Annotated in this window: 12 protein-coding genes; 5 read left to right on the forward strand and 7 right to left on the reverse strand. The window is 69.4% G+C overall.

Annotated features, from left to right (window positions below; translation table 11 throughout):
• Positions 1–237: 237 nt before the first annotated feature.
• From A5790_RS21085 to A5790_RS21095, 3 genes are all read left to right on the forward strand, one after another.
• Complete coding sequence (locus A5790_RS21085) at positions 238–1,626, forward strand: zinc-dependent metalloprotease (protein WP_066848837.1); 1,389 nt, start codon at positions 238–240, stop codon at positions 1,624–1,626.
• A gap of 103 nt (positions 1,627–1,729) precedes the next feature.
• Positions 1,730–2,560, forward strand: a complete 831-nt coding sequence (locus tag A5790_RS21090; protein WP_066848840.1) for a cyclodehydratase — start codon at positions 1,730–1,732, stop codon at positions 2,558–2,560.
• 42 nt (positions 2,561–2,602) lie between these two features.
• A complete protein-coding gene (locus A5790_RS21095; RefSeq protein WP_066848848.1) occupies positions 2,603–3,943 on the forward strand; it encodes an AarF/ABC1/UbiB kinase family protein in 1,341 nt (446 codons plus the stop codon).
• A 132-nt stretch (positions 3,944–4,075) separates the two neighbouring features.
• Here A5790_RS21095 and A5790_RS21100 read toward each other — a convergent pair whose 3' ends face one another.
• From A5790_RS21100 to A5790_RS21110, 3 genes are all read right to left on the reverse strand, one after another.
• The gene (locus A5790_RS21100; protein WP_066848851.1) at positions 4,076–4,357 is read right to left on the reverse strand and encodes a WhiB family transcriptional regulator; all 282 of its coding nucleotides are present in this window, start codon (positions 4,355–4,357) and stop codon (positions 4,076–4,078) included.
• Positions 4,358–4,498: 141 nt separating this feature from the next.
• Positions 4,499–4,678 carry a hypothetical protein gene (locus tag A5790_RS21105; RefSeq protein ID WP_066848854.1) on the reverse strand — a complete coding sequence of 60 codons (180 nt, stop codon included), beginning with the start codon at positions 4,676–4,678 and terminating at the stop codon, positions 4,499–4,501.
• 158 nt (positions 4,679–4,836) lie between these two features.
• The gene (locus A5790_RS21110) at positions 4,837–6,960 is read right to left on the reverse strand and encodes an ATP-dependent DNA helicase UvrD2 (protein ID WP_066849751.1); all 2,124 of its coding nucleotides are present in this window, start codon (positions 6,958–6,960) and stop codon (positions 4,837–4,839) included.
• Between the two features lie 83 nt (positions 6,961–7,043).
• Between A5790_RS21110 and A5790_RS21115 the strand changes: the two genes are divergently transcribed.
• Positions 7,044–7,295, forward strand: coding sequence for a mycoredoxin (locus tag A5790_RS21115; protein ID WP_064394343.1), 252 nt, complete (start codon positions 7,044–7,046; stop codon positions 7,293–7,295).
• A gap of 4 nt (positions 7,296–7,299) precedes the next feature.
• Here A5790_RS21115 and nudC read toward each other — a convergent pair whose 3' ends face one another.
• Together nudC and A5790_RS21125 are read right to left on the reverse strand one after the other, a co-directional pair.
• Positions 7,300–8,226, reverse strand: coding sequence for an NAD(+) diphosphatase (nudC, locus tag A5790_RS21120; RefSeq protein WP_066849754.1), 927 nt, complete (start codon positions 8,224–8,226; stop codon positions 7,300–7,302).
• 10 nt (positions 8,227–8,236) lie between these two features.
• Positions 8,237–9,313: a TrkA family potassium uptake protein gene (locus A5790_RS21125; protein WP_066848857.1), complete on the reverse strand. Its 1,077-nt coding sequence runs from the start codon at positions 9,311–9,313 to the stop codon at positions 8,237–8,239.
• 48 nt (positions 9,314–9,361) lie between these two features.
• On the opposite strand from A5790_RS21125, the gene A5790_RS21130 reads away from it, so the two are divergent.
• Positions 9,362–9,757 (forward strand): hypothetical protein, encoded by a 396-nt coding sequence (locus A5790_RS21130; RefSeq protein WP_064394341.1) that lies wholly within the window; start codon positions 9,362–9,364, stop codon positions 9,755–9,757.
• Between the two features lie 14 nt (positions 9,758–9,771).
• Here A5790_RS21130 and A5790_RS21135 read toward each other — a convergent pair whose 3' ends face one another.
• A complete protein-coding gene (locus A5790_RS21135) occupies positions 9,772–13,005 on the reverse strand; it encodes an ATP-dependent DNA helicase (protein WP_066848860.1) in 3,234 nt (1,077 codons plus the stop codon).
• The gene (locus tag A5790_RS21140; RefSeq protein WP_066848862.1) at positions 13,002–16,124 is read right to left on the reverse strand and encodes an ATP-dependent DNA helicase; all 3,123 of its coding nucleotides are present in this window, start codon (positions 16,122–16,124) and stop codon (positions 13,002–13,004) included. Before A5790_RS21140 ends, A5790_RS21135 begins: the two co-directional genes overlap by 4 nt.
• Positions 16,125–16,139 lie beyond the last annotated feature (15 nt).

A 16,139-nucleotide genomic window follows, 5' to 3' on the forward strand; every position in this document is an offset into this window, starting at 1 on the left:
GCAGCCAATCTAAGAGCCAGACACCAGGTGAAAAGGATTCAACCACCGCACTACGCGGCACCTCACCTTCACACTGACGCCCAATCTAAAGGTTGCGCTACACGCGACCGTGCCCACGACGTCCGTCGCGGGCCTGTCATCCCGCCGCAACCCGGAAACGGGCGGTCCGGGGCGGGTTCGCTGTCAGCGTGAGGCGCCCACCCACAAGGCCCCGCCCTGGTGAGTACCGTTGGGGGCATGGCTGACGTGCCTTTCGGCTTCTCCGCCGGCGACGACGACTCCGAGCGCGACAAGCGCAAGAAGGATCCCGACTCCGGATCCGGGGGGCCCGGCGACCCGTTCGGCATGGGGTTTCAAGGCGGATCCGAATTCGACATGTCCCAGCTGGGGCAGATCTTCAGCAAGCTCGGCGAGATGTTCAGCGGCGCCGGCAGCGCGATGGCCGGCGGCAAACAATCGGGACCGGTGAACTACGACCTGGCCCGCCAGTTGGCGTCGAGCCAGATCGGTTTCGTCGCGCCAATTCCAGAGAAGACCTCCGCGGCGATCGTCGACGCCGTGCACCTGGCCGAGACCTGGCTCGACGGCGTGACAGCACTTCCCGCGGGCACCAGCAAATCGGTGGCCTGGACGCCGACGGACTGGATCGACAACACCCTCGACAGGTGGAAGCGGCTGTGCGACCCGGTCGCCGAACAGATCTCCACGGTGTGGGTGTCGGCGCTTCCCGACGAGGCGCGCACCATGGCTGGTCCGCTGCTGTCGATGATGACGCAGATGGGCGGCATGGCGTTCGGCTCACAGCTAGGTCAGGCGCTGGGCAAGCTGTCGCGAGAAGTGTTGACCTCCACCGACATCGGGCTGCCCTTGGGCCCCAAGGGCGTGGCCGCGCTGATGCCCGATGCGGTCGAGTCGCTGTCGGAGGGTCTCGAGCAGCCGCGTAGCGAGATCCTGACGTTCCTGGCCGCCCGCGAGGCCGCACACCACCGCCTGTTCAGCCATGTGCCGTGGCTGGCCAGCCAGCTGCTCAACGCGGTCGAGGCGTTCGCCCGGGGGATGAAGATCGACATGAGCGGCATCGAGGAACTGGCGTCCGGCCTCAACCCTGCCGCGCTGACCGACCCGGCTCAGATGGAACAGCTGCTCAACCAGGGCATCTTCGAACCGAAGGCGACGCCGGAGCAGACCGCGGCGCTCGAGCGGCTGGAAACGCTGCTCGCGCTGATCGAGGGTTGGGTGCAGACCGTCGTCTCCGACGCGCTCGGCGACCGCATCCCCGGCACATCGGCGCTCGCGGAGATGCTGCGCAGGCGCCGCGGCACCGGCGGGCCCGCCGAGCAGACGTTCGCGACCCTGGTCGGCCTGGAGTTGCGTCCGCGCAAGATGCGCGAGGCCGCCGCGTTGTGGGAGCGGTTGACCGAGGCCGTCGGCTCCGACCGCCGCGACGCGGTGTGGCAGCACCCCGACCTGCTGCCCAGCGCAAAGGATCTCGACGAACCGGCCGGGTTCATCGACCGGATGATCGGCGGCGACACCAGCGGGATGGACAGCGCCATCGAGGAGGCGATCGCCGATCTCGAGAAAGACATCCAAAAACCTGAGAACGGCAAGGACGAAGACCGCTAGCTCGGTTCGGGTGTAGTCCGTCGCGCCCAGCGCCACCACGCGCACCCAATCGCGCCTGTGGATAACCGGCGGTGACCGGGCCGGGGCGTGGCACGCTCGATCGATGACGCGCTATGCGTTGAGCGCCGCGACGCCGGTGCTGATGCGGCCCGACGGTGCCGTGCAGGTGGGCTGGGATCCGCGGCGCGCCGTCGTGATCCGTCCGCCGGCGGGACTGGCCACGACGACGCTGGCCGACATGCTGCGTCGCCTGCAGTCCGGTGCACGGGTGGCCGACCTTGCGGCGCTCGCCCCCGACGGCGCGGTCGTCGAGAACCTGCTGAAATCGTTGGTCGACGCCGGTGTCGTCACCGTGGCCGCCTGCCGGCGTGGCCGTTCGGCCGCGGTCCGCATTCACGGGCGCGGGCCGTTGTCGGATCTGCTCGCCGCGGCGCTGCGTTGTTCGGGTGCGCGCCTGAGCCTCAGCACCCGTACCGACACCGGTGCGCCGTCGGAGCCGACCGATCTCGTGGTTCTCACCGACTACCTGGTGGCCGATCCGCGTATGGTGCGCGAACTGCATGCGGTCGGAGTCGCCCACCTGCCGGTGCGTGTGCGCGACGGTGTCGGACTGGTCGGGCCGCTGGTTCTTCCGGGTGTGACGAGTTGTTTGGCCTGCGCGGACCTGCATCGCAGCGACCGGGACGCGGCGTGGCCTGCCGTCGCGGCGCAGCTGCGCCATACCGTCGGCAGCGCCGACCGGGCCACGCTGCTGGCCACCGCGGCGCTGGCGCTCAACCAGGTCGACCGGGTCCTTGCCGCGGTGCATGGCGGCGTCGACGTCGACGACTCCCCCGAACCGCCGCCGACGCTGGACACCACGTTGGAGTTCGACGTCAACGTGGGTTCGGTGGTGGCACGGCGGTGGTCGCGCCATCCCCGCTGCGCATGTTGACATCGGCCGTTGGCAAGTCGTTGCGCTGCGGGCAACCGCGTCATGGATGATGGTCTGGTGAGTGAGATCAAGCGGGGCCGGGCCGCGCGCAACGCCAAGCTGGCGAGCTTGCCCGTCGGTATGGCCGGACGGGCCGCCTTGGGCTTCGGCAAACGATTGACCGGACGGTCGAAAGACGAGGTCAACGCCGAACTGATGGACAAGGCGGCTCAGCAGCTTTTCACCGTGCTCGGCGAGCTCAAGGGCGGGGCGATGAAGGTGGGTCAGGCGCTGTCGGTGATGGAGGCCGCGATCCCCGAGCAGTACGGCAAGCCGTACCGCGAGGCGCTGACCAAGCTGCAGCGCGAAGCCCCGCCGCTGCCCGCCGCCAAGGTGCACCGGGTGCTCAACGCGCAACTGGGCACCAAGTGGCGGGAGCGGTTCGCGTCGTTCGATGACCAGCCAGTGGCGTCGGCCAGCATCGGCCAGGTCCACAAGGCGGTGTGGTCGGACGGCCGCGAGGTCGCGGTCAAGATCCAGTACCCCGGCGCCGACGAGGCGCTGCGGGCCGACCTGAAAACGATGCAGCGCATGGTGGGCGTGCTCAAGCAACTGTCCCCGGGCGCCGACGTCGACAGTGTGGTCAAAGAACTCATCGAGCGCACCGAGATGGAGCTCGACTACCGGCTGGAGGCCGACAACCAGCGCGCGTTCGCCAGGGCTTACGAAGGCCACCCGCGCTTCGTGGTTCCCCGCATCGTGGCCAGCGCGCCCAAGGTCGTGATCCAGGAGTGGATCGAGGGCGTGCCGATGTCGGTGATCATCCGCGAGGGCACCCAAGAACAACGAGACCTGATGGGCACCAGGCTTTTCGAGCTGACCTACGACGCACCTCGCCGGCTCGAGATGATGCACGGGGACACCCATCCCGGCAACTTCATGCTGTTGCCCGACGAGAAGATGGGCGTCATCGACTTCGGCGCGGTGGCCCCGATGCCCGGCGGTATTCCGATCGAGATCGGTTTGGCGACGCGTTATGCGCTCAACGACGACTACGACAACCTGCTCACCACGATGCAGAACATCGGCTTCATCCAGAAGGGTGAGCAGGTGTCCAAGCGCGAGATGGACGACATGATGCGCCAGTACGTCGAACCGCTCGAGGTCGAGGTCTTCCACTACAACCGCAAGTGGCTGCAGCGGATCACGACCGCCAACATGCGTCCCGAGCGCGCCGCAGGCCAGATCAAAGCCGCCCGGCAGATGGACATCCCGGCCAAGCTCGCGATTCCGATGCGGGTGATAGCGTCCAACGTCGCGATCGCCTGCCAGCTCGATGCGCACGTTCCGGCCAGAAGGCTTGCCACCGAACTGATTCCGGGTTTCGCCGACGAAGCCGCCTGACGCCCCGCGCCCCCGTGCGCGTCGGATGCGAACAGCCCGCCCTCGGTACGGATCGTGAATCTGACGACGCATTTCGTGGGTTGAGCGTCGCCAGATTCACAATCGAGCGCGCGCAGGCCGCCCCGTGTGCGGCTATGCGGCTGCCGGGTTCCCGACGCCGTTCTTGCGCGGCCGGCCACGTGGGCGCTTGCGCGCGATGACGGTGCCCCGTTCGAGGATCTCGCCGCCCCAAACACCCCACGGCTCTTGCCGTTCCAGCGCTGCGGCTAGGCACTCACGCCGGATCGGGCACCCTGCGCACAGCGCCTTGGCGCGTTCGAGTTCGACGGGATTCTCGGCGAACCACATATCGGGATCGCCCCTGTGACACGGCACCGCCAGCTTCGTCTTCTCTCGGCATGTCCCGAGTGACATGTCCAGTCCTTCCCTGGTCGTGGGTTTCGAATCTTTTCCTTGCTGGATCCGGGAACCAGGGCTTTGACGTCGTGTCCAAAAGACCAAGGCCACGGATCCGACTGCGGGTCCGTGGCCTTTTCGGCGAAATCGTGGGCTTACCTAGGTGGTGCCCCGATCGACGGACGACACAGTCGCGGCGGCGGCGCGGCGCTTGCGCTGCGGGGTGATGGCAGCGGCGGCACCGGCGGCGAACGCGGGATGCGCCGCAGCGGCGGCGACATGGAGGGTCCGCGTCATGCCAGCAACGGCTACGCCGGTGATCGCGTAGTTGCTACCCATGATGTCGGTCCCTCCTTTCGCACAAAAAGACACCCAAGCGGTGTGATGTTGAGGCTAAGCGTAACAGCGGCGGCTGACAATTGATTTTTTGACCAGCGGGTTTGGCGCGATCTTTACGACGTTTGGCCGTGTGTGTCGCCGGCCTGTCCTCGCCCCGCCTACCGGGTCCGGCTCTTGACGAGGGCGAGCACGTCGGAGCCGTACTGCTCGAGCTTGCGTGCCCCGATGCCCGGGATCGCAACCAGCGCGGCGTCGTCGGTGGGCAGCGTCTCGGCGATCGCGATCAGTGTGTTGTCGGTGAACACCACATACGCCGGCACGCTCATCTCCTTGGAGGTGCGCAATCTCCAGTCCTTGAGGTCGCTGAGCAGCTGCTCGTCGATGTCGGACGGGCAGGTTTCGCAGCGGCGCAACATGATCGCGGCCGGTGCGGTCAACACGCTGTTGCACACCCGACAGCGGGGGGTGGCGCCGCGCGCACGTCGGGGTTTGGTCGGCGTATCGCTGGTGTTCGACGACTGCGGCGCGATGCCGTTGAGGAACCGCGACGGTTTGCGGCTCTGCCGTCCGCCGGGAGCCCGGGCGAGCGCCCAGCTGAGCGCCAAATGCACACGGGCCCTGGTGATTCCGACGTAGAGCAGCCGGCGTTCCTCTTCGACCGCCTCGCTGTCGGGACCGTGTGCGAGGGCGTGGGAGATGGGCAGCGTGCCGTCGGCGAGGCCGACCAGGAACACCGCATCCCACTCCAAGCCCTTCGCCGCGTGCAGCGAGGCGAGCGTGACGCCCTGCACGACCGGAGAATGGCGCGCGTCGGCGCGCTGGCGCAGTTCGGCGAGCAGTGCGCGCAGGTCGAGGGTGGGACGCAGCGCAACTTCCTCGTCGACGAGTTCGGCCAGCGATGTCAGCGCTTCCCATCGTTCCCTCGCCTTGGTGCCCGGCGGCGGCTCGACGGTGAGCCCGAGCGGTTCGAGCACCGTCCGCACGACCTCGGGTAGGGGTCCGTCGAGGTCGCGTTCGGCCGCGCGCTGCAACGCCACCAGCGACTGGCGGATCTCCTGACGGCTGAAGAACCCTTCACCGCCGCGCACCAGGAACGGGACGCCGGCTTCGGTGAGCGCCTCCTCGTAGACCTCCGACTGGGCGTTGATGCGGTAGAGCACCGCGATCTCGGCCGGTTCGGTGCCGGATTCGAGAAGCCGTTTGATGTTCTTGGCCACCGCCTTGGCCTCGGCGACCTCGTCGGGATATTCGGCGAACCTGGGCGCGGGGCCGGGATCGCGCTGCCCGACCAGGTGCAGCTTGCTGCCCGCCATCCGGCCGCGCGCACCCGCGATGACCCGGTTGGCCAGCGACACCACCTGCGGGGTCGAGCGGTAGTCGCGTTCCAGGCGGACCACCGCCGCGTCGGGGAAGCGCCGGGAGAAGTCGAGGAGGTAGCGGGGGGTGGCGCCGGTGAAGGAGTAGATGGTCTGGTTGGCGTCGCCGACGACGGTGAGGTCGTCGCGCTCGCCGAGCCAGGCGTCAAGCACCCGCTGCTGCAGGGGCGTCACGTCCTGGTATTCGTCGACGACGAAGCAGCGGTAACGATCGCGGAACTCCTGGCCCACCGCGGCGTCGTTCTCGATTGCCGCGGCGGTGTGCAGCAGCAGGTCGTCGAAGTCGAGCAGGGTGGTCCCGTCGCTGCGGGCCTTGAGCGCCTCGTAGCCGGTGTAGACGGCGGCCACCTTCGCCGCGTCGAACGGGATGTCGCGGCCGACCTGTGCGACCGCCTCCGGATAGTCCTCGGGACTGATCAGCGACGCCTTGGCCCACTCGATCTCGCCGGCGAGGTCGCGCACGTCGTCGGTGCTGGTCGACAGCCGGGCCCGGTTGGCGGCTTGGGCCACCACCGCGAATTTGGTGTCGAGAAGCTCCCAGGTGGTGTTGCCGACGACGCGGGGCCAGAAGTACGACAGCTGGCGGCGCGCGGCGGCGTGAAACGTCATCGCCTGCACCGAACCGGTGCCGACACCGCCGAAGGCCGCGTCGAGCGCACGCAACCGGGCCCGCATCTCACCGGCCGCGCGCTGGGTGAAGGTGACCGCGAGGACCTGCCCGGGAGCGACGTGGCCCGCCGCGACCAGGTGGGCGATGCGCCGGGTGATCGTGCGGGTCTTACCGGTGCCCGCGCCGGCGAGCACGCACACCGGACCGCGTGGGGCGAGCACCGCCTCGCGCTGCTCGTCGTCGAGGTCGTCGACGGTGTCCGGGCGGCTACCCACCGAAGCGACCTCTACCGACATGCGGTCCATCTTGGCAGGGGGCGGTGACAAATGACCGGTACGCCGTCGGGCATGTTCGGTTCATCGGATACGTTGAACGCCTTATGAGCGCAGCACAGACTCCCGTGATCATGTACACCACCACCTGGTGTGGCTACTGCGTGCGTCTGAAGAAGGCGCTGCAGGCCGAGGGCATCGCGTTCACCGAGGTCGACATCGAGAAGGACCCCGCGGCTGCGGAGTTCGTCGCCAACGCCAACGGCGGCAACCAGACCGTTCCGACGCTGAAGCTGCCCGACGGTTCGACCTTGACGAACCCGACCGCACGCGAGGTCAAGGCGAAGCTCGGCGGCTGAGCAATCAGTCGAGCGCGGCCCAGGACTCGATGATCTCCCGCGCGATCGAGATCGACCCGGGCAGCAGTAGCCGTGACGGCGAGTTGCTGCTCCAGTCTCCGTGGTCGAGGGCCTCGCGGATCTCGGCCCGGGTGAACCAGCCGGCCTCGCCGATCTCGCCGTCGTTGAACGCCATCTCCTGCTCGGGGTCGCCGATGGCGTGGAACCCGACCATCAGCGACCGCGGAAACGGCCACGGCTGGCTGCCCAGGTAGGTCACGTCGGTGACCGTCAGGCCGATCTCTTCGAAGATCTCGCGGGCGACGCAGGTCTCGAACGACTCACCGGCCTCGACGAAGCCGGCCAGGATCGAGAACAGCCGCTCCGGCCACACCGCCTGGCGGGCCAGCACCGCGCGGTCGTGTCCGTCGTGCACCAGGCAGATGACCGCAGGGTCGATGCGGGGATACTCCTCGCGGCCGTTGAGCGGGTTGACCCGCGCCCACCCGGCCCTGATGGGCTTGGTCGGCGCACCGTCCACGGGGCTGAACCGCGCGACGTCATGCCAGTTGAGCAACGCCGTTGCGGTGGCGACGAGTTGCGCGCTTACGTCGTCGAACACCTGCCCGGCCCGACGCAGGTCGAGCACCTCGGTGTTGGTGTGCGGGTCCTCCGGTCCCTCGAGCGCACCGCGGATCCCCCACACATGCCTGCCATCGTTGAGTCGGCCGAGGAAGACCGCGTTCTCCGGCGGCCGATCGCCCAGTTTGGCGGCGCGGCCGAGGACGACGCTGCCGTCGGCGATCAAGACCTGGTTGCGGCGATCGACGCGCAGCACCAGCGCGTCAGGCCATCCGGCCAGTGCGGCGTCGACGTCGGTGCGCAGGGTGTCGGCGCGGTCGGCACCCACGCGGGAGAGCAGCGGTACGTTGCGCAGGCGAAACGGCGTCATCTTTCGGCTGTCACTCGGCGTCGGCATTGCGGATGTAGAGCAGCCGATCGCCGGACTCGACGGTGTCCACCTCCGGTGAGTCGACGCGCAGCAACTCCCCTCCGCGGACCACGCCGAGGACGATGTCGTGCAGGTGCCGCGGGGATCCGCCCACCTCCTTGGGCGTCACCTCCCGTTCGGCGATCGCGAAGCCGGCGTCCGGTGTCAGCAGGTCTTCCATGATCTGCACGACGCTGGGGGTCTGGGTGGCGATGCCGAGCAGTCGGCCCGCCGTTTCCGACGACACCACGGTCGAGTCGGCGCCCGACTGCCGCAGCAGGTGTTGGTTGTCGGACTCGCGGGCCGCGGCGATGATCTTGGCGTTGGGCGCCAGTTCGCGCGCGGTCAGAGTGACCAGCACCGCGCTGGCGTCGTCGTCGGTGGCGACGATGATCGATTTCGCGTGCTGGGCGCTGGCGAGGCGCAGGATGTCGGCCTTGGTCGCGTCGCCGTGGACGGTGACCAACCCGGCGCTGCGGGCGCGTTCGAGAGCGCCGGCGTTCTCGTCGACGACGACGATGTCGGCGGGCGCGACCTCGTCGCCGACCATCGCGGCGACCGCCGTTCTGCCCTTGGTGCCGTAGCCGATGACGACGGTGTGGTTGCGCACTCTGCTCCTCCATCGCTGGATCTTCAATGCCGCGCGCGATTGGCTGGTCAGCGTCTCGACGGTGGTGCCGATGAGCACGATCAGGAAGGCGACGCGCAGCGGGGTGATCACCAGGACGTTGATCAACCGGGCTTCGGGGGTGAACGGGGTGATGTCGCCGTAGCCGGTCGTCGACAGCGAGACCGTCGCGTAGTACAGGCAGTCCAGGAACGACAGCTGGTTGTCCTGGACGTCGCGGTAGCCGTCGCGGTCGAAATACACGATGAGCACGGCGGCGGCCAGCGCCAGCGTCGCGTAGATGACGCGGCGGATGATCCGCTGGGTCGGGCTGATGAACGGTTCGGGGATCCGCAGGATGTCGACGAGCCGCGAGTCGGGCTGTGTAGTCAGGTCCTGCTCGATGGCGGCGAGCCGGCGCCGCAACCTACCTTTGGCCACGAGGACCCGTTACCGGTCCCGCAGGGGTGTGCACGCCACAATGTAATCATGACCTCTCCCCCGCCCGAACTGCAGCAAATGGCCAGCCCGTCGCGCGCCTACCGGATGGCGGCCGGCCTGCTGGGTATCGGGACGTTGCACTTCGTCGCGCCCAAGCCGTTCGACGACATCATCCCCGCCGAGCTGCCCGGCAGTCCGCGGTTCTACACGTACGCCTCGGGCGTCGCCGAGCTCGGGGTGGCGGGCCTTCTGCTGGCGCCGAAGACGCGACGCTTCGGTGCGTTGGCCGCGGTAGCGCTGTTCGTCGCGGTGTTCCCGGGCAACGTCAACATGGTCCGGTTGTGGTGGGACAAGCCGCTGCCGATGCGGTTGGTCGCGATCGCGCGCCTGCCGCTGCAGATTCCGATGATCGTCCAGGCCGTGAAGGTCTACCGCGAGTCGTAAGCCTCCTAGGCCTTTCAGGCCGCTTCCAGCAGGCCGGCGAGTTCGTCGACGCCGGGCAGCGTCTCGGGGGTGACGGTGACACCGCTGCGCACATAGTGGAACGCCGCCCGCACCGACTCGACCGGACATCCGTGCAACGCAGCCCACGCCACCCGGTACACCGCGAGCTGAATGGCGTTGTGCTGTAGGGCTTCCGCGGTGCTCGGCGGCTCGCCCGTCTTCCAGTCCACCACGGTGGCTCCGCCGTCGTCGTCGGCGAACACGGCGTCGATGCGTCCCCGGACCACCCGGCCGCCGATCACCATGTCGAACGGCACCTCGACGTCGACCGGGGTGCGAGCCGCCCACGGCGACACCGCGAACGCCGCCTGCAACTCGGCGAGTTCCTCGGCCACAGCGTCGTCATGATCGACCGCACCCGGCAGATCGTCGAGATCGAACAGGCGCTCGGCGTGGTAAAAGCGCTGCACCCAGTCGTGAAACGCCGTGCCCAGCAACGCATGTGGATCCGGACGCGTCGGCAGCCTACGGCGCAGCCGCTGCGAGACGGCTTCGGGGTTCTTGCCGAGCTCCACCATGGTGCTGACCGACACCTGTAGAGGAAGCGGAGGCGCCGACGGTTCGACGATCCGGGTGCGTTCGGCGATGAGCGCGTCGACGTCGGCCTCCCACCCTTCCCCGGAGTCGATGGGTCTGTCATCGTGGGCGTTCGACATCGCCTCGGCCACAAGCGTCGCCCCGCGCGCCACGTCGGCGCGGCGCGCACCCGCAGGATCTACGGGCCAGACGGCTTCGACCACCTTGTCCCGCAACGGGTTCGGTTCACCATCGGATGGCGCCGGCGCCCAATGTTCGATCACACCGCAGGGCTCGCCCTCGTCGGCGGACTTGTCGATGATGTCTTTGAGCTCGCAGAGGAACTCCGACGGGCCGCGGGCCTTGCTTTCCGACGCTCCCCAGTGGTGGCCCGAGAAGAACAGGGTGTCCTCGGCGCGGGTGAGCGCCACATAGAGCAAGCGGCGTTCCTCGTCGATGCGGCGCTGTTCGAGGCTTCTCTTGTGCTCGCCGATGACGTCGGACAGTCGTTTGCGGTCGTTGACGTCAGTGGTGTCGAGCACCGGGACGCCGTGCTCGGAGAGCGTGGCCCGGTCGCCGCGCAGCAGCGGAGGGAGGTCGCCGGCGTCGGTCAACCACGTGCGGGCGGTACCGGTCGAAGGAAAGACGCGGCCGCTGAGGTGCGGAACGGCGACCACCTGCCATTCGAGTCCCTTCGCCGCGTGGATGGTCATGATCTGCACCCGGTCGGCCGCGACAGACCCTGCGGCCGGGGCCAAACCGTTCTCCACCTCTTCGGCGGCGTCGAGGTAGGCCAGCAGGCTGGTGACATCGGCGCCGGGACGGTCGGCGAAGTCGGCCACCACATCGGCGAACGCGTCGAGATGTTCGGTGCCCGACCAGCCCGCCGTGACGGGGCGGCGCGCGCGTACCTCGGTGTCGATGCCGAGCACGCGGCGCACCTCCGCGACGAGTTCGGGAAGCGGGTGCGACAGATGCGCCCGTAAAGCGGTCAGCTCGCGGCCCAGCGCGACGATCCGCGCGTACCCCGTCGGCGAATACGCCGCAGACGCACCGGGATCGGTGACCGCTTCGGCGAGGCACGCGGTATCGGCGTCGGGGGCCGCCTGCGCGGCGATGCGTTCGGCGGCCCCGGCGGGGGCTTCGGTTCGGTCGTCGAGTTGTACAGCGCGCCGCCACAACGCGGTGATGTCGCCGCCGCTCAGCCGCCAGCGCGGCCCGGTGAGGACCCGCATGGTCGCGCTGCCCGCGCTCGGGTCGGCCATCGTCCGCAACATCGCCACCACGTCGGCGACCTCCGGCACACCGAGAAGGCCGGCCAGCCCGATGACTTCGACCGGCACACCGCGGGCGGTGAGCGCTTCGGCCATCGGCGCGGCGTCGGCGTTTCGGCGCACCAGCACGGCCGTCGTCGGCGCCGACACCCCGTCTTGGCGCGACCGCTCGAAGATGTCGGCGATATGGCCGGCCAGCCACTCGCGTTCGGCCGCAACGTCGTTCAGCAGGGCACACCGGATGGTGCCCAGCGCGGCGTCCGGCCTGGGCAGCAGTGAGCGTACCGCCACCGAACGCCGTCGCGCCTGCGCCGAGACCGCGTTGGCCAGATACAGCGCACGCGGCGGGTTGCGCCAGCTCGTGCGCAGTTCCAGGGTGGGCGCCGGTGTGCCGTCCGAACGGGGGAAGTCGGTGGTGAAGCGCGGCAGGTTGGTGGCCGACGCCCCGCGCCACCCGTAGATCGACTGGATGGGATCGCCGACCGCGGTCAGCGCGAGGTCGTCATCGGCTCCGCCGCCGAACAACGACGACAAGGCGACCCGCTGCGCATGCCCGGTGTCCTGGTATTCGTCGAGCAATACCACCCGATACCGCTGGCGCAGTTGCTCACCCACGTGCGGGAAGTTTTCGGCCAGCCTGGCCGCCGAAGCCATCTGCATGCCGAAGTCCATCACCTTGTCGGCCCGCATCCGCTGGTGCAGGGCGTCGATCAGCGGGACCAGCTCGGTGCGCTCGGTTTGGGTGGCCAGCAGCCGCAGAAGCCACTGGCTGGGGCCCCGGTCGCGTTGATACGGACCGGCGGGCAGCGTATGCACCAACCGCTCGAGCTCGACGTGTGTGTCGCGCAACTGATCGGTGTCGACAAGGTGCTCGGCGAGCTGACCCGCGAGCCGCAGCACCATCGACGTCACCGCCGCCGGTGTCTTCTCGGTGTGCAGTTCGGGGTGCTGACACACCACGCGGAAGGCCAACTGCCACAGTTCGGTTTCGCTCAGCAGTCGGGTCTCGGGCTCGACCGGCAGCAGCAGGCCGTGCTCGCGCAGCAGGTTACCGGCGAAGGCGTGATACGTGCTGACGGTCGGGGGCTCGTCGGTGATGGCACCTTCGCCAAGAAGGCCGGCGCCCGCGAGCCGGGCCAGTCGGGTGCGGACCCGGCGCAGCAGCTGGCCGGCGGCCTTGCGGGTGAAGGTGAGGCCGAGAACCTCGCCGGGGTGCGCGTACCCGTTGGCGACCAGCCACACCACCCGCGCGGCCATGGTCTCGGTCTTGCCCGCCCCGGCGCCGGCGATGACCACCAGAGGTCCGGGCGGGGCCGCGATCACGGCGGCCTGTTCCTCGGTCGGCGCGAAAAGGCCGAGGGCCGCGGCGAGTTCGTGTGGACTGTATCGCGCGGTCATGGCTGCCCTCCGGTCGCGGCCTGGGCGGGACACATCGTCCGCACGGGACAATGGCTGCATCCGTCGTTGACCCGCGCGACGAACTCCGGGCCCTGGGTGGCCGCCGCTGCCGCGCGCACCGTGTCGCGCCACTCGGTGCACTTCTCCGGTGTCAGCGCGTCCTGTGTGCGCTCGGTAGGCCCCGATGCGCAGGTCTTGCCGAGATAGACCAAGCGGCCACCACCCGGAGAGTCCCCTTGTCCCAGCAGACCTTCCGCGATCGCGAGCTGATACATCGCCAACTGGGCGTGGTTCTGCGCGTCGTCCTTGGTCACCGGGCTCTTGCCGGTCTTGAGATCGACCACGACGAGCCGGCCCTCGCTGTCGCGTTCGAGGCGGTCGACACGTCCGCACACGCGCACGTCGGGCCCACCGTCGCTACCCTCGATCACGACACCGTCGACGCCGACCTCGCTGCCCACCTCGGTGAGCTGGCCGCGGGTCTGCGCGCGCCACTGCTCAAACGTCGCCAACATCGCACGGTGCCTGTCGAGTTCGTTGTCGGCGTACCAACGTGACTCGAATGGCAGCTTGGGCCAGATCTTCTCGAGCTCGTTGACCATCTGGCTCTCGGTGCGCCCCGGATCGGCGACGAGGGCGTGCACCAACGAGCCGACCGCCGAGCGCACATCGCGACCGTCGGCCCCGCCGTGCCGCTCCAGCAGCCAGCGCAATGGGCAGTCGGTGAGCATCTGCAGCGTCGACGGCGACAATGTCACGGTGTGGCCGTCGCCGCTCCACAATGGGTCCTCGCTGGACAGCGGAGTCATCGACTGCCACTGCGCCGGGTCGGCACCGGGCACGCCGGCGGCCGCCAGGCGCGCCAGCAGTGTTGCCGCGCAAGCCCTTGCGGTGTCGTCGACCGCATCGTCGGACGCGCACACCACGGCGCGCAGTCGGCCGACCAACGCTGCGGGGGCCAGTACGCGCGGTGCGCTGACCGGCTCGGTGAGGTCGGAATCGCGGTCGTCCGATAGTGCGGCCAACTCGTAGCAGAACGCCGACGGGAGCAGCGACTCGTCGCCGTTATCGCTGTCGACTGCCGTCACCAGAAGTCGGCTGCGGGCACGCCCCATCGCGGCGATGAGCAACCGGCGTTCCTCCGCCAACAGCGGCGCCCGCGTCGACACGCTTGCAGCGTGCTGGGTGACACCGTCGAGCAGGTCGACCAGCTGCTGGGTGGCCAACACCCCGCCACGCGGAACGGTGTTGGGCCACAGTCCTTCCTGCACACCGGCGATGACGACGAACTCCCACTCGCGGCCCATCGCGGCGTGCGCGCTGAGCACGGCGACCGCTTCGGTGTCGGCACGCTCGTCGCGGGCGGGCGATCCGAGACCGGCGACATGGTCGAGCAACCCGCGCAGCGTCGCGCCCGCGGTGCGGTTCACGTACTGCTCGGCGACGTCGAAGAGCGCGGTGACGGCGTCGAGGTCCCGGTCGGCCTGCGCGCCGGACACACCGCCGCGTTCGCTCGCAGCCAGCCAGCGTCGTTGCAGCCCGCAGCGCTGCCAGGCCTGCCACAGCGTGTAACGCGGATCGGCGCCCGTCTCGGCACTGCGCCGGGCCGCCGCCAGCACCTTACGCACGCGATCCAACGGCCGGCCCAGGTTCTCCGGCAATCCGTCGACCCCGTGCTCCACCGCCTCGACCAGCAGATCGCCGAAATCTCGTGGCGGTTGCGAGCCGTCGATGCGTCGCAGCGCGCGCCGAAGTTGGCGCAGCGACACCGGATCGACGCGGCCGATCGGTCCCGTCACAAGCGACACCGCCTGCTCGGCGTCGAGTCCCTGCGACGTTGCCGCCAGCACGGTGAGCAGCGCCTGCACGGCGGGTTGGTCGCCGAGCGGTGTCGCCGGCGACGGCGCGTCCACCGGGACTCCGGCCGCGGCCAGTGTGCGGGCCAACGCCGCACCGAGGCGGGGCATCGAACGTACGACGACGGCCATCTGGGACCACGGGACGCCGTCGACGAGGTGCGCCCGTCGCAGCGCGTCGGTGATCATCGCCGCCTCCGCGTGCGGAGAGGCGGCGATACGCACGGCCAGTGCGCCTGTTGGGCCGGCCGCCCCGGTCAGCACGCGCCCCCCGTCGACACCGGACAGTCGTCGCGCGACGTCGGTGATGGCGTCGGCTATCGCGGGTGCGCAGCGGTGCGACTCGGTCAGCACGATCGCCGGCTCGTCGCCGCGCAGCAGCGCCGGGTCGGCGCCGCGGTAGCCGAAGATCGCCTGATTGGGATCACCTGCGAACACCGCGGTTTCGGCGCCCTGGGCCAACACCCGGACCAGAAGCGCCGCCTGCGGATCGAGCTGCTGCGCATCGTCGACGAGGAGGATCTTGACGCGGCCACGTTCGGCGGCCAGCAGCTCGCCGTCGGTGCCCAACGCCTCCAGCGCCGCCCCGACCAGTTCGGCCGCTCCCAGTGCGGGGATGGTGGCCTGCGGCGCCGCCATGCCGACGGCCGAGCGCAACAGCATGATCTGCTCGTAGGCCTGGGCGAATTGGCCGGCCGCCAGCCACTCCGTCTTGCCCGAGCGCCGCCCGATGCGCTGCAGTTCGACGGGATCGACCCCGCGCTCGGCGCAGCGGGCCAACAGGTCTCGCAGCTCGTTGGCGAAGCCGACGGTGCTCAACGCCGGGCGCAGATGGTGCGGCCACGCCGTCGCCGCGCGGTCGCCGTCCTCGATGTCGCCGGCGAGCAGCTCCCGGATGATCCCGTCCTGTTCGGCGCTGGTGATCAGCCGCGGCGGCGGATCGCCGTTGCGCTGAGCGGCCAGCCGCAGCACCGCGAACGCATACGAGTGCACGGTGCGCACCAACGGTTCGCGCACGACTGTGCGGGTGCCGGCCTGCAACAGCGTCGAGGTGATGCGCGCCCGCACCTGTGCGCCGAGGCGTGCCGAACCGGTCAGCAGCAGAACCGATTCCGGATCGACGCCGGCGGTGATGTGCGCGACCGCCGTCTGGATCAGCAGCGAGCTCTTACCGGTGCCGGGCCCGCCGACCACACGGAAAACGCCGCGCGTGCCGGGACCGGTGAGCGCGCTCGGCGTGAGGTCGGTGTGCGGTGCGGACATGTTGGCATGACACCA

Origin of the sequence: Mycobacterium sp. 852002-51152_SCH6134967 (genome assembly GCF_001667105.1) — a bacterium.
GTDB lineage: Bacteria > Actinomycetota > Actinomycetes > Mycobacteriales > Mycobacteriaceae > Mycobacterium > Mycobacterium neumannii_A.

Excerpts from the sequence above, each read along its gene's own strand:
- A5790_RS21085 (WP_066848837.1), top strand. The coding sequence starts at position 238 with ATGGCTGACGTGCCTTTCGGCTTCTCCGCCGGCGACGACGACTCCGAG.
- A5790_RS21090 (WP_066848840.1), top strand. The coding sequence starts at position 1,730 with ATGACGCGCTATGCGTTGAGCGCCGCGACGCCGGTGCTGATGCGGCCC.
- A5790_RS21095 (WP_066848848.1), top strand. The coding sequence starts at position 2,603 with ATGGATGATGGTCTGGTGAGTGAGATCAAGCGGGGCCGGGCCGCGCGC.
- A5790_RS21100 (WP_066848851.1), bottom strand. The coding sequence starts at position 4,357 with ATGTCACTCGGGACATGCCGAGAGAAGACGAAGCTGGCGGTGCCGTGT.
- A5790_RS21105 (WP_066848854.1), bottom strand. The coding sequence starts at position 4,678 with ATGGGTAGCAACTACGCGATCACCGGCGTAGCCGTTGCTGGCATGACG.
- A5790_RS21110 (WP_066849751.1), bottom strand. The coding sequence starts at position 6,960 with ATGTCGGTAGAGGTCGCTTCGGTGGGTAGCCGCCCGGACACCGTCGAC.
- A5790_RS21115 (WP_064394343.1), top strand. The coding sequence starts at position 7,044 with ATGAGCGCAGCACAGACTCCCGTGATCATGTACACCACCACCTGGTGT.
- nudC (WP_066849754.1), bottom strand. The coding sequence starts at position 8,226 with ATGACGCCGTTTCGCCTGCGCAACGTACCGCTGCTCTCCCGCGTGGGT.
- A5790_RS21130 (WP_064394341.1), top strand. The coding sequence starts at position 9,362 with ATGACCTCTCCCCCGCCCGAACTGCAGCAAATGGCCAGCCCGTCGCGC.
- A5790_RS21135 (WP_066848860.1), bottom strand. The coding sequence starts at position 13,005 with ATGACCGCGCGATACAGTCCACACGAACTCGCCGCGGCCCTCGGCCTT.
- A5790_RS21140 (WP_066848862.1), bottom strand. The coding sequence starts at position 16,124 with ATGTCCGCACCGCACACCGACCTCACGCCGAGCGCGCTCACCGGTCCC.